The 12,699-nt window shown below is 60.0% G+C and carries 10 protein-coding genes and 3 pseudogenes; 4 read left to right on the forward strand and 9 right to left on the reverse strand.

Annotation, left to right across the window (positions count from 1 at the left end):
• Positions 1 to 177 precede the first annotated feature (177 nt).
• Complete coding sequence (locus DBIPINDM_RS02870; protein WP_318036885.1) at positions 178 to 696, reverse strand: phenolic acid decarboxylase; 519 nt, start codon at positions 694 to 696, stop codon at positions 178 to 180.
• Between the two features lie 121 nt (positions 697 to 817).
• Here DBIPINDM_RS02870 and DBIPINDM_RS02875 point away from each other — a divergent pair, with 121 nt between their 5' ends.
• From DBIPINDM_RS02875 to DBIPINDM_RS02885, 3 genes and pseudogenes are all read left to right on the forward strand, one after another.
• Positions 818 to 1,687: a LysR substrate-binding domain-containing protein gene (locus DBIPINDM_RS02875; protein WP_258580683.1), complete on the forward strand. Its 870-nt coding sequence runs from the start codon at positions 818 to 820 to the stop codon at positions 1,685 to 1,687.
• Between the two features lie 154 nt (positions 1,688 to 1,841).
• A pseudogene (locus DBIPINDM_RS02880) lies at positions 1,842 to 2,535 on the forward strand (IS6 family transposase).
• Between the two features lie 54 nt (positions 2,536 to 2,589).
• A pseudogene (locus DBIPINDM_RS02885) lies at positions 2,590 to 3,015 on the forward strand (cytochrome-c peroxidase); the annotation flags it as partial.
• Positions 3,016 to 3,046: 31 nt separating this feature from the next.
• On the opposite strand, the gene DBIPINDM_RS43295 reads toward DBIPINDM_RS02885, so the two are convergent.
• From DBIPINDM_RS43295 to DBIPINDM_RS02910, 5 genes are all read right to left on the reverse strand, one after another.
• Positions 3,047 to 3,616, reverse strand: a complete 570-nt coding sequence (locus DBIPINDM_RS43295) for an ATP-binding cassette domain-containing protein (RefSeq protein ID WP_416361676.1) — start codon at positions 3,614 to 3,616, stop codon at positions 3,047 to 3,049.
• A 136-nt stretch (positions 3,617 to 3,752) separates the two neighbouring features.
• The gene (locus DBIPINDM_RS02895; RefSeq protein WP_258580684.1) at positions 3,753 to 3,896 is read right to left on the reverse strand and encodes a hypothetical protein; all 144 of its coding nucleotides are present in this window, start codon (positions 3,894 to 3,896) and stop codon (positions 3,753 to 3,755) included.
• A gap of 384 nt (positions 3,897 to 4,280) precedes the next feature.
• Positions 4,281 to 5,000, reverse strand: a complete 720-nt coding sequence (locus DBIPINDM_RS02900; RefSeq protein ID WP_258580685.1) for a Bax inhibitor-1/YccA family protein — start codon at positions 4,998 to 5,000, stop codon at positions 4,281 to 4,283.
• Positions 5,001 to 5,233: 233 nt separating this feature from the next.
• The gene (locus DBIPINDM_RS02905; protein WP_258580686.1) at positions 5,234 to 5,785 is read right to left on the reverse strand and encodes a hypothetical protein; all 552 of its coding nucleotides are present in this window, start codon (positions 5,783 to 5,785) and stop codon (positions 5,234 to 5,236) included.
• A gap of 628 nt (positions 5,786 to 6,413) precedes the next feature.
• Complete coding sequence (locus tag DBIPINDM_RS02910) at positions 6,414 to 8,504, reverse strand: prolyl oligopeptidase family serine peptidase (RefSeq protein ID WP_258580687.1); 2,091 nt, start codon at positions 8,502 to 8,504, stop codon at positions 6,414 to 6,416.
• Between the two features lie 623 nt (positions 8,505 to 9,127).
• Here DBIPINDM_RS02910 and DBIPINDM_RS02915 point away from each other — a divergent pair.
• Positions 9,128 to 10,117, forward strand: a complete 990-nt coding sequence (locus tag DBIPINDM_RS02915; RefSeq protein ID WP_258580688.1) for an IS5 family transposase — start codon at positions 9,128 to 9,130, stop codon at positions 10,115 to 10,117.
• Positions 10,118 to 10,326: 209 nt separating this feature from the next.
• Here DBIPINDM_RS02915 and DBIPINDM_RS02920 read toward each other — a convergent pair whose 3' ends face one another.
• The 3 genes and pseudogenes from DBIPINDM_RS02920 to DBIPINDM_RS02930 form a co-directional block, all read right to left on the reverse strand.
• Entirely contained in the window at positions 10,327 to 11,955 is a 1,629-nt protein-coding gene (locus DBIPINDM_RS02920; RefSeq protein WP_258580689.1) for an IS1634 family transposase, read from the reverse strand.
• A 154-nt stretch (positions 11,956 to 12,109) separates the two neighbouring features.
• Positions 12,110 to 12,346, reverse strand: a complete 237-nt coding sequence (locus DBIPINDM_RS02925) for a hypothetical protein (protein ID WP_258580690.1) — start codon at positions 12,344 to 12,346, stop codon at positions 12,110 to 12,112.
• Positions 12,347 to 12,429: 83 nt separating this feature from the next.
• Positions 12,430 to 12,642: pseudogene (locus DBIPINDM_RS02930) on the reverse strand (transposase domain-containing protein); the annotation flags it as partial.
• Positions 12,643 to 12,699 lie beyond the last annotated feature (57 nt).

Below are 12,699 nucleotides of genomic sequence, written 5' to 3' on the forward strand. Positions count from 1 at the left end.
TGTTTCTCGCCCATTTCTTGAGCAGTGGTATGATTACAGGCTTTAAGCATTGCAACGGCGACATTGTTGATGCGGTCGTCCGTGGCCATGAAATATGACTGCACGTGGGCGAGATCGAACCTGGCGCATGCGGAAGCAGCGACAGTCTCGTGATCGGCAGGGTGCGAAGTCGCCAGATCAGCCGCGGCGCGCAGCATAGCCGTCGGGAAGATCCGCCGGCGCGCAGTCGATTACGGTCTCGTCGCGCTCGCCCCGATCCTCGATGAATGTAATAGGAGCAAACTCGTCGATCACAAGCTTGGGATAGTGGGGCCCGGTATCTCGATAGGTTAGCATGGCGTCCAAGTGATCATTCTGGAAACAAATGGTTTTTTCCGGGGCTTGAGCTACCCATCGCGGAAAAAAAATAATTCCGTGTAGCTGTCTCTCCGCGAAATTGATTGCCACGCTCACAGTGGTGCCGGTGGGCTCGTCCCACGAAATTTTGCAGACATCATCACTCAACCGGATGATATGCGCTTCTTGATCCCGGACCCACCGCCCACCGACCATGCCACTGTGGATACGGTAGTCGATGGTACGAGAGTCCTTGAGATACATTTCGTACTGCCAGCCATTCTCGTAGGTATAGATGAAGTGCTTGCCGATGAAGCCCTTCAACTGCTCCGGTTTGGTTGATCCAAATGGATCATTCATTATGCGCTCCTTGATTGCGGTAGCAATTCGTGACTGCCATAGCTTCACATAGGGGCGCGAATGGGGAAGGGCCAATACTTTGATTTGCTGGATCGATACCAATTCGCTATAGATCACCACCATGGAACTTCGTCATCTCCGTTACTTCGTTGCCGTTGCCGATGAAGGCAGCTTCACTCGCGCAGCAAGTCGCCTCAACACGGTTCAACCGTCACTCAGCCGTCAAATTCGCGACCTGGAGGAGCATGTCGGCGCGCGCCTCCTCGAGCGAACCAGTCGTCGGATATCGTTGACGGCGGCCGGGGTCATTCTTCTTGCTGAGGCTCGATTGTTGCTAGAGCATTCCGAAATGGCCTTAGAGCGCGTCCGGCAGGCGGCCAAGGCAAATGCGCACTCACTGTCGCTAGGCTTTGTCCCTGGCGTCGAAATCGAGGAACTCCCACGCGTCATGGGTGCTGTCGGCGGCAGCCTCGGCAGTGGCGAGATTGTACTGCGGAGCCTACCATCCCCATTGCTCATCTCGGCCCTTCGTGAAAGGCGCGTTGATGCCGGCTTCATTCGGCCATCCAAGCAATCTCAGGGTTTGATGGCGAAAATCATTCGTCGGGAGCGGCTCATCGTCGCACTGCCTGTCAACCACCCACTCGCCGCTGAAGCTTCCTTGAACATTCGACAGCTGGTCGGGGCACCAATGATCGGTGTGTCCGCCAGCGATGCGCCGGTACTTTTCGATATTATTCAAACATATGCAGCTCGGCACGGCGTCGAGTTCACTTCAGCTTATGAGTCCGAGAACTTGGTAATGGCCTTATCGCTCATCAGTACAGCGGGCGGCATATGTCTGTTGCCGCAACGGTCCACATTGCTGTTTCCGAAAGGAGTCGTCGCGGTTGAACTTGACGGCGACGCACCGACTATCGAACTGGCACTGGCATGGCATCACGAAAACACATCTCCCGCCTTATCAGCATTTCTGCAACACTTCGCATGAGGCTTTCCGAGACACCGAATAACCAACGCGGCCATCTCATAGTCAGTATCCATCCGAGGTGGGCCGCAGGATTTTTGCGGTCGCGCGTGGTACCATTGCGGAAGGTGGTGTCACATTGATTGAGGGGTAAGGAAATTGAGGTAGCAGCGCACCCATGACCGTGAGTGCACCGACCTACAAGAACCACCGCTATCCGATCGAAATCGTGGCCCGTGCTGTCTGGCTCTACTTCCGTTTCAATCTGAGCTTGCGCGATGTCGAGGAAATGCTGCTCGATCGCGGGATCGTCGTTTCCTACGAGACCATCCGCCGATGGTGCCGAAAGCACGGCCCTGATTATGCGCGCCGCATACGCCGCAAGTCGCCGACGTCTGGCACCTGGATGAAGTCGCGGTGCGCATCAACGGTCAGAAATGCTGGTTGTGGAGAGCGGTTGATCAGGACGGATATGTGCTCGACGAGATTGTCCAGACGCGTCGCAACACCAAGGCCGCCAGGCGCCTGCTGACGCGACTTCTGAAGAAGCAGGGTCTGCCGCCAAAGCGTATGATCACCGACAAACTGCGCTCCTACGGGGCGGCCCAACGCCAGGTCATGCCGAACGTGGAACACCGCTCGCATAAAGGCTTGAACAACCGGGTGGAGAATTCTCACCTGCCGTTCCGAAAACGGGAACGAACGCGACAGGGTTTCCGGTCGGTCGGCTCATTGCAGCATTTCGTGTCGATCTTCTCCGCCGTCCGAAATCTCTTCGTCCCATCCCAGACCAACCGCTCCGCAGCACAAATTCGAACCATCGACGCCAGGCAATGGCCGCGTGGGAAGCCGTGAGTGCACGGCCTGCCTGAAAAGCGCGGTATCGGCCTCACGCGACCACATTTCAAACAACGTGACAACGCCCCGAAGAGAAACAGGGCCTAGCGCTTTTCATGGAAAAGGGCTGTCGTCTTGCCATTCCGGTACCAACATTGGAGGGGAAGGGTATTACACATTCGGCCTTGTTGAGAAGCCTAGCGCCGACGTTCTGCAGGAGAACGACAAGGGCCGATTTGACACCAATGCAGCCGACGATTCTTCCGTGTGGCGCCGCTGCGCAACGTAGCAATCACCGCGCCATACTTTCATTCGGGCAAGGTTTGGGACCTGAGACGGGCCGTCGCCATCATGGGGACCACCCAGCTTGGCGAAGAATTACGGAAAACCAACTCGACCTGCTCGTTGCCTTCCTTAATTCGCTGACCGGAAAGCTGCCGGAGATTGCCTATCCCATCTTACCCGCTGAAACGGTGACAACACCCCGACCTCAATCGCAGATCTTGGGAAAATAGACAATCGCGTTGGGGCCAGTGAGCATTCCCTTCACCGGGGTCGGTCATCGACTGGGCGAATTGCCACCAGCGCACCGTCGTCGGATTGGCCCGCGATACGTCGCCGAATATGATGGCGGCGCACGTAGCGGGAACGATAGTCATCGAGCAGGCGGCGGTAGAAGCGCTTGCGATAGGTGATGTCGAGGCCGAGCGTGGGTTCGTCGAGCACCAGCAGCTTGGCGTCGATGGCCATCACCGCGGCAAGGTGGAGCTGGGCTATCATGCCTTTACTCAGGTGCTTGATCTTGGCTTCCATCTTGACGTCGGTGCCTTCGAGGAAGCCGCGGGCCTTGGCCTGATCAAACCTGGGATGAATGTTGGAGATGAGCGCGAAGAGCTCGCGGACCCGGAGGAAGCGCGGCAGGCTGGCGACATCGGAGATGAAGGCGACGTTCTCCATCAGCGCGGCGCGTTTCTGGTACGGATCCTCGCCGAGGACGCGAACGGTGCCTTCGTAGGAAGTGAGGCCGAGGAGCGCATTCAGCGTCGTGGTCTTCTGCGCCGTTATGACCGACCAAGCCATAGATGCGGCCGGCGGGGATATCGAAATCGAGCCCATGCAGGATCTCGGTCTTGCCGAAATGTTTGCGCAGCCCGCGGGCGGAGACAATGGGGGCGAGAGCAGTATCACTCATGTGCTTGGCTTTCCTTCAACAGCTTTGCGGGATCGATTCCGAGGGCCTTGATCTGGGCGATTATGCGCGCCAGTCCTCGGCTAAAAATTTGCGCCGCTCGTGGGCGAGCAGCTTTTCGCGCGCCCCGTCGGCAACATACATGCCCATGCCGCGGCGGCTTTCGACCACCCCGATATCGACGAGGCCTTCGAAGGCCTTGGTCACAGTGCGGCCGGCTGCGCTCCGGCGAGGCGATGCGTGTACAGGGTACAGGGCACGCCGCGGCGAGCAGCAACCCGCTCACGGACGCAGCGCCCACGCAATACTTGGGACCGGCGCCCGATCAATGACGGCGTCGTAGACGCGATCGCTCACGCGGTAGGACGACGGTCGCCGAGATGCCGTCGCCATGAAGCGTTAGGCTGTCTTGCGCACATGTCCTCGCGCGGCCGGTGTGCAGGCTGATGCAGCGGGCAATGTAGCAAAAGCCCTTGCGGACTCAAGGTGTGGTCGGGCCTTCGGGTCGATTGTTGGCCGGAGGGTCGCCCTCCGGCCATGGCTCTATATCCAAGTCTGGGCGCCAACCTTGGCCGGCTCTGCCCGGCGCGGCTATTCGCGTTCGCCTGTGAAATTCAGCAACAGCTGGAAGATGTTGATGAAGTTCAGATAGAGCGAGAAGGCGCCGAAGACGGCGAGCTTCTGGCGCGATTCCGAATCGAAGTTCTCGGCATACTGTTCCTTGATTGTCTGCGTTTCCCAGGCGGTCAGGCCGATGAAGACGGCAATACCGATCACCGAGATGGCGAACTGCAGCGCGGTCGAGCCGAGGAAGATGTTGACGATGCTGGCGATCACCACGCCAATCAGGCCCATGATCAGGAACGACGAGAACTGGGTCAGGTCGCGTTTGGTCGTGTAGCCGTAGAGGCTGGTTGCGCCGAACATGGTGGCGGCGATGAAGAAGGTGCGCGCGATGCTGGTTCCGGTGAAGACGAGGAACACGGAAGCAAGCGACAGGCCCATGACCGCGCAGAACGCCCAGAACATCGCCTGGGCGCTGGCCGCCGACATGGTCTGCATCTTGAACGAAAACAGCATGACGGAGGCGAGCGTCGCCAGCATCACCACCCATTTCAGCGGGCCGGAGAAGATCGGCACGTGGAGCGCCGGCGTCGATGACACCATGAAGGCGACCAGGCCGGTGACCACGAGGCCAACGCCCATGTAGTTGTAGACGCGCAGCATGTGCTGGCGCAGACCTTCGTGGATCAGGTCGCCGGCGTGGCTGCGGGCGGTTTCACGGCGATCTACTGGATTGGGCTTCTTCATGTGAATGGTCCTGTTTTTGGGATCAGTAGTTGCGGGCCTGGAAGCCGTCCATGTCGGGCAGCATGACGTCGAGAAATGCCTGCACCAGCCGTCTCGGCCTCTCACGCGAAAGCCGTTGCGTGTCAGGTATTTCGCGAGCATGGCGGACAGGCGCCTGTCGTCGTCTACGATGAGAACCTAGTTCCGCCATGCTCGTTTGTCTGCTCCGATTCGAAACTGTGCAGGTACAAAGCTTACCAGCGGGTGCCGGCTAATCCCAGAATTCGACAAGCTTCTCCATCTGCTCGGGCGTCAGCACCGCGGCGCCGTCGAGCAGCGCCGTCGTCAGCTTGCGAGGCTTCGTCGAAGGCCGCGACGAGCGCGGCCCGCAGCTTCTCCGCTGCCTCGCGGTCGATGGTTGGCAGCTTGTCGACATCGTTTAGGGTACAGACTAAGCCGAGCATGATCGGGCGGAGACCGTCGAGGAACTTGTCCCTGATCGCCTTCAGTTTCTCTTCCTGCTCGGGCGTGGCGTCGATCTCCTCTTCGAGCATGCGCTCAAAGCGATGCTGGCCGAACCCCATCCCGCGCCGGAAGTTGGCCTGCATGTGCATGTCGAGTCCGCCATGGCCCCCGCCCATGCCGAAGCGCTGCATGCGCTCGTAATCCTGGCTGAGCGCGCCGGCGACGCCGACGCCGGCAAGCGCCGCTATCGCAATGCCGCCTATGGCGATGCGCTTGCGCCAGCTCTTCTTCTGCGGGGTGCCGGAGAGGCTGGCCGGTTCTTGATGGTTCGGTTCCATCATCCCATCCTTTCGATAAGCGGCATCTTTGCCGCGACTGGGGAAACTACGAGCGCAACGTTTCGGCCGTTGCGGCCGAAGACGTGGTCGACTTCCCGATGCCCCTTGCCGTACAATGCGATCTGACGCAGACCTGCCATATAGCTTTCCTTCCTTTGTTCTCTTGCGGCTGCCCGCGACATGAATACCGGCCGGCAGCTCTCGCCGCCTCGCCCTTATGGTTTCAAGGCTCGTGCCAGCTCGTCGAGTTGGGCCGAAGCAAAAAAATGGCGTTTGCTTTCAGTGGCTTAGCCTCGGGCAAAACAATAGATCGGTTAGACCCAGACTGTGTCGCGGACCCGACAAAGGCGACACAACGTGTCGGCTTCCGTTACTTGCGACCCGTATACCTCGCAGGACGATGGCCGCTGTTGCTCCCCGCGCCACGTTCGTTCGCTTTGTTGCCATGATATTGTCTCCTTGCATGTCAGAAATGACGGGCCGCACTGTGAATAGGTCTGCTGTATTGGTTGAGATCGACAGAGCTCTGGCGCGCATTTACGCAAACTCTGCACGCATTATTTGTACAGTTGTCGCAGACGTCGATCTGTACTCACTTGTTCCTAGTTTGCTCCTGTCGCGCCCCCGGTCGTCAATGAGCGCTATCGGCTTGCCAGCCGATCATGCTGCGTAGAAAGTTGGTGCCAAGACTGATGAATGCGGCCCGCTCGCGATTGTCCTTGCCGTAGCCGTGCCCGCCCGCGCTGAGCTCGTAGAAGTAAGCGGGATAGCCAAGAGCCTGCAGCTTTGCAGCCATCTTGCGCGCATGGCCCGGGTGGACGCGGTCGTCGCGCTTCGTCGTGGCGAGCAGGACAGGCGGATAAGGCTGTCCCGGCGTTGCGGCGTGATAGGCGGAGATTTCCTTCAGGAAAGCCCAATCGGCCGGCTTGTCAGGATCGCCATATTCGTCGATCCAGTTCGCGCCCGCCAGGAGCTTGGTGTAGCGGCGCATGTCGACAAGCGGAACTGTGCAGAACAGCGCGCCGAAGTGCTCGGGGTAGCGGGTAAGCATGTTGGCGATCAGGAGGCCGCCATTTGAGCCGCCCTCGGCGGCAATCCGGCTCGGCCGCGTAATGCCCCTTCGCACGAGGTCGGCCGCAACGGCGGCGAAATCGTCATGGGCGAGACGCTTGCCCTGTCTGCGCCCGGCGTCGTGCCAACGGGTGCCGAACTCGCCGCCCCCACGGATGTTCGCCACCACGCACGTGCCGCCGCGTTCGAGCCACAGCTTGCCCAGCGCGGAGTTGTAGGAGGGCAGGAGCGACATGCCGAACCCGCCATAGGCGGTGAGATGAACCGGGGCATCGCCGTTCCCGTCCGCCGGACCGACCTGCGTATAGGGGATCATCTCACCATCGATCGAGACTGCCTCGTGGCGCGTGACCGTCAGTCGGGATGCGTCGAAATTCTCCGGGTTGCGCTTCAGGATTAGTGAAGCGCTGAGAGGCGGCGCGGCATTGAGATCGAATAGGGAAAGCTGCGGCGGCGTGATCGGATCCTGAGCCCAGACCAAGACCTCTCCATTGGTTTCGTGATCTTCTGCGTCGAGTGACCAGAGTTGGACATTGTTCGCGCCGGGCACAGTGTCCAGGGTTCGGCGCGTCCATTCCTGGGGACCGGGGGTGAACATCTCGAATCGCGGAACGAGGTTGCTGAAGTAGGAGCTGACGAGTTTCCCCTCATTCCAGAAGAATGACTGCAGGGAACGCCTTTCGGCTGGTTCAAACAGGGTACTAAATCCGCGCTCGCCGGCCATGAAAGAGGAAAGCGAGATGCCGATCAGCGCGTCGGCGGCATAGGTCGTCCCACCAACCGTCCAGGGTTTGCGCGGCTTTACCGCCAGCCAGTCATCGAAGCCATTCCACCAGGCGTCCCGAGGAAGGTCGATCTCAACCTTCGGCCCGCTTCTATCGCCAATGCGGGCTATCTTCTCGAAGTAGGCCGGCTTTTCGATAAACCATAGGCGCTCGCTTTCGGCGGTACGGTCCAGATGGCCAGACACGCCGAGGGATTCGGAACCGGTCTCGAAGATTACCGGCGCGGCGAGGGGATCCGCGCCACGCTTCCACAGCCGCACGGTGCGCGCGTAACCGGAGCGGGTGGCCATGCCATCACCAATCGCACTGGAAAGCAGAAGCGTGTCAGGGTCGAGCCAATCAATGCCGCCCTTGGCATCCGGGAGATTGAAACCGTCGGTGACTAAGCTCAGAGTCCCTAGATCGAATTCGCGATGCACGACCGCATCGCTGCCGCCGCGCGACAGGCGCAGAACGGCTCTTTCCCGTTTCTCCGGCTCGATCGACGCGCCGCCCCAGATCCAGTCCTCTCCGTCTCTCGCGGCGAGGAAGTCCAGATCGAGCAGTAGCTCCCACTGCGGATCCGCCTTCACGTAGACGGAAAGGGTGGTCCGGCGCCACACCCCGCGGGGATTTCCGGCATCCTGCCAGAAATTGTAGAGATACTGACCGCGGCGCATGACCAGGGGAACCCCGTCGGGACGGTCGAAAATCGCCGTCAGTGCCGCCCGGTCCCGATCGAACTGCGTTCCACCAAAGTGCTTCAGGGTCTTTGCCGACTGGCTGGCGGTCCACGCAAGTGCCCGTTCACCTTCTACATCTTCAAGCCAAAGATGGGGGTCATCGTCGGGTGCATTCACTGTTGGGCGGAAATCGAATTCGGTCATGTCCGCACAACCAGAGAAATGAAAGCGCAATGGCTTCCGTCTGCTCGGGAACACTCAGTTTTGGCGGCTGCACCCGCATGTTCCAAAAACGCGATCATCAGCTAGGCTCTCCTCAGTGGACGGCGTCGCAGTGCTTTTGCGCACAGGACTGCATCTGTCGTGCCAACCGGGAAATCGTTTGGAACGCTGGGATCGCTCTGGCAGCGTTGTGTCACATGTCCGACATCGTCGAGAATCCGACAACGAGCGCACCCCGCAATCACCGGGTCAGCCTCCTGCCCGATCGGTAACACCGTGCAGCACTCAAGCAGTGAAGCTCACAATGTGTCGGCCGAATTGAGAAACTGTCCGGGTCAAATCCTCACTTCGCTTGACACACAATGAACGTGGTTGGCCTCCAACATCTTCGCTCCGGAACGCGTCCCGCACACGGATTTCAATGGCAGACAGCACGAGGCCATGGAGGGCGTGAGCGACCAAGACCGGCCGCGCCTGTGGATTTAGCGCCGGCGGAAAGAATGGGGCATCCGAGGAAAAGCGATGCCACACGGCGTTGGTGCACGGATCGTTTATTGGTGTGGGTTTAGGCAAGCGGTCACCGCAATAGCCTTTGTAGCGTAGCCATGCCTTTCAAACACAATACCAGCCGCCGCCATCATATTGAGAAGATGAAGTTCAGGGTGACGAACTGGCCAGAATATGAGGCAGGACTTCGTCATCGCGGCAGTTTGACCCTCTGGGTGACGCCGGAAGCCCTGTCCAGGTGGCAAGCGCCACGACGCAAGACACGTGGCGGCCAGCACCGCTATTCTGATCTGGCGATCGAGACCACCTTGACGCTGGGCCTTGTGTTTGGCCTGCGGCTGCGCCAGGCAGAAGGCTTGCTGGAATCGGTGCTGCAACTGATGGGGCTGGCGCTCGCTGTCCCCGATCATACCACCCTGAGCCGTCGGGCGCGGAAATGGCAATCGCCCAACAAACGGCATGATCGCCAGGTTGCGCCGGAGGGACCAGTGCATGTTCTTGTCGACAGCACCGGCCTGCAGGTCTACGGCGCGGGTCAGTGGCTGGAGGAGAAGCACGGCGCCAGATCCCGTCGCAGTTGGCGCAAGCTGCATCTGGCACTGGATGCCGACAGCGGCGAGATCATTGCCCATACCCTGACTGATCAGGACACTGGCGATGTCTCTCAAGTTGAGCCACTACTCGACCAGATTGGCGGTCCGATCGGACAGTTTACTGCTGACGGCGCCTATGACGGAAAACCGACTTACGACGCAGTCATCGATCATAGCGCTGCCACCGCAATCGTCATTCCGTCTCGCGTCAACGCGGTCGAACCATTCGACGATAGACCTGCCGGCCAAAGGGACCAGCATATCGCCGCAATCGGCAGAGACGGCCGGATGAAATGGCAGGTCTCCAACGGTTATGGCAAACGCTCGCTGGTCGAGACCGCCATAGGGCGATACAAGTCCACCATCGGGCGGCGTTTGCGGGCACGGTCGCTTCCCGTTCAGCAGACCGAAGTCGCCATCGGCTGCGCCGTCCTTAACCGCATGCTTGCCTGCGCACGCCCGAAATCCGCCCGCCGCAAGGCGGCCACGGCATAGCCTGCCGCTTCAAAGATCGACATCCGCTCAAGTCCGGACCCATGCACCAACGCCCAAGCGATCGAGAACCTGCATCTCGAAGGAGCGCGGGAAAACCAAAAAAATCAGGCTGTGTGACCCCACTTAAACACCGCCTGTAAGAATATGTTATTATATCAGCACGTTAGGCGCGCGCCGGCGCGTGTTACCACTACATTTTGGGGATGATCTCAGGCGAGTTGTTCGTCGAGGTTGTGTGGCAGAGCGATGCCAGATGCCTTGAAGACGTTGCCTACTTGGCCCGTAACGTGGGTTCTGGTGGTGACGATGCGACCATCCTTTTCGATGGTGGCTTCCTGGAGGCGGTCGAGATCGCGTAGAAGCGGCTGCCATTCGGGCGTCAGGCCTTTGGCCCGGCAGAGGCGGTACAGTTCCTTGCTGAGTACGAGCCCCAGGAACGAGCAAAACACATGCCCGCGGATGGCGGCATCGGATTGGTGGAAGATCGGCCGGGTATTGAAGGTTGCCTTGGCGGCGCGGAACAGGCTCTCGACCTCGAGCAAATCGCGATACCGCAGCACGGCCTGGAGCGGGGTCACCTTCGCGTTGGTCCGCACCACGGTGATGCCGTCGTACCGGGCTTCCTCGGCAAGCTTGCCGACATCGATCTTGAAGTTCTTGCCGCTGGCCTTGAGGTAACGCCGGTAGGCCGAGTTGCCGACCAGTGCCTTGTCGCCCTTCTTGAGCTGTGCCTCGAGGCCGGCGATGATCGCCTGGCGGTCGGCCTTGTCCTTCTCGGCCTCGGCGTCATTGCGGCTGACAATATAGCGGTCTTTACCGACCTTGACCTCTTTGACCCACAACTGAGTTTCACCGCGCTGGCGCTCGAGAACGAGCGGAACCATCGGTGCCGCGTCATTGAGCACGACGTTGTGGATCACGCTGCTCGAGCGTTCGCGGGCCCCCAGAATGTATTCCATGCCCAGCTTTTCGAGCGCGGCGATGGTATCGGCGCTGATCATGCCGCGATCGGCGACAACGCAGGCGCGTGTGACGCCGAAGCGCGTTCGCAGCCGATCGACCACCGGCAACAGGACGGTCACGTCAGCGGTGTTGCCGGGCACCATCTCGGTGCAGATCGGCCGGCCCTCGGCATCAACGACCAGCGCCAGGATCATTTGCGCCAGATCGGGGCGGAAGTCCTTGGAATGCCCGCGCTTGCCCAGCGTCTCGCCGCCCGCGCCGTAGAAGCACAACGAGGTGGTGTCCATGAACACAAGGCTGAGGTCGGTGAACAGGTCCTGCCGGCGCGCGAAGAGCTTTTCCTCGATCGCGTCTTTCACGCAGCGCGCCACCAGCGCGCCTTGCGCCTTTTCGCCGAGTTCCTCGCCCAGCCACGCCATGGCCCGGTAAAAGTGATGGAGCGCCAGACCCTCGGCGCCCTCGATACCATAATCGGCCATCCAGTTCGCGCAGTCGCGGTCCGAGCCCGAGACGAACAGCCGATGCAGCGTGCCAACGAACACCGCCCGTTCCACCGCAAAGCCGAACTGGCGCCCTTCCAGCACCTCTTCCAGCACCTCGCCGATCCCGAGCCGCTCCCACAGCCGCCCGAACAACAGCGGACCGCCGATGCGGCGAGAGGCAATTCGCCCCGCGTCAATGTCGGACAGGATGAGGCTGCGTTCGCCATGGCGCGCAATCGAGGCCGCCAATCTGTCAAGTTCGCCGCTGGCAACCAGCGCATCCTTGCGGCCCAGCGCCTTTATCGTGCGCTGGCGAACGGTTTTGCCGTCGCGGACACTTTCCACGAGGTAAAGATAGCGGTGGCCGCGCGCGACTCTCTCAACGACAAACATGCCAGCGTTGTTAGCGAATAAATGCCATAAAATCCATACAACATGCGGCTAGCAGATCAAATGTTGTTACCACACATTTTCGCGCCGAAAACTCAAGGCGAGTGAATTCAATAGCTTAACGGACAGCGTTCGCCATCCGTTCACCTCCAACTGTTCAAGTCGGGTTAGGCTTATCCGGTTTTGCCTTGGTGATGATTGCCTTGGCGCGCTCGACAAGCTGCCCCAACCTTTCGATGGTTGGGGGCGCTTCTGTACCTGCCTCAGTGTGACTATGCCCTTCCATAATGGCAGAACACATCTCGAACACATCAATGATTTCCTCAATCAGATCCTGATCCCACATCACGCGTCGAAGCGCCGTCACCATGATGCGGTCGTCCCAGCGTTTCACAACCTGCTTGAGCGTAAGCGCTCATTTCCATGCGCGTTGACGCGGCCCGTTTGACGGGGTCGCTGTCAGACGGCTGCATCGGATCATGCAGCGGCGGTTTTGGCGAAGTTGAAGGGCAGCAGGTCGGTGATGTCGGCGTCTGTGGCGCGCTGCGGCAATTCGCTGAGGACGTAGCGCAAGTAGGCCAAGGGCTCGACGCCACAGGCGCGGCAGGTCAGCATCAGGCTGTATATGACGGCGCTGGCCCTGGCTCCATCCACGGTATCGCTGAACAGCCAGGATTTTCTGCCGGTGGCCATCGCAGGGTCATTCTGCCCATGTCGGGCAGATGGTAGAGTTTCATTATCGCTGGC

It is taken from the genome of Mesorhizobium sp. AR02, assembly GCF_024746835.1.
In the GTDB taxonomy this organism is placed as follows: domain Bacteria; phylum Pseudomonadota; class Alphaproteobacteria; order Rhizobiales; family Rhizobiaceae; genus Mesorhizobium.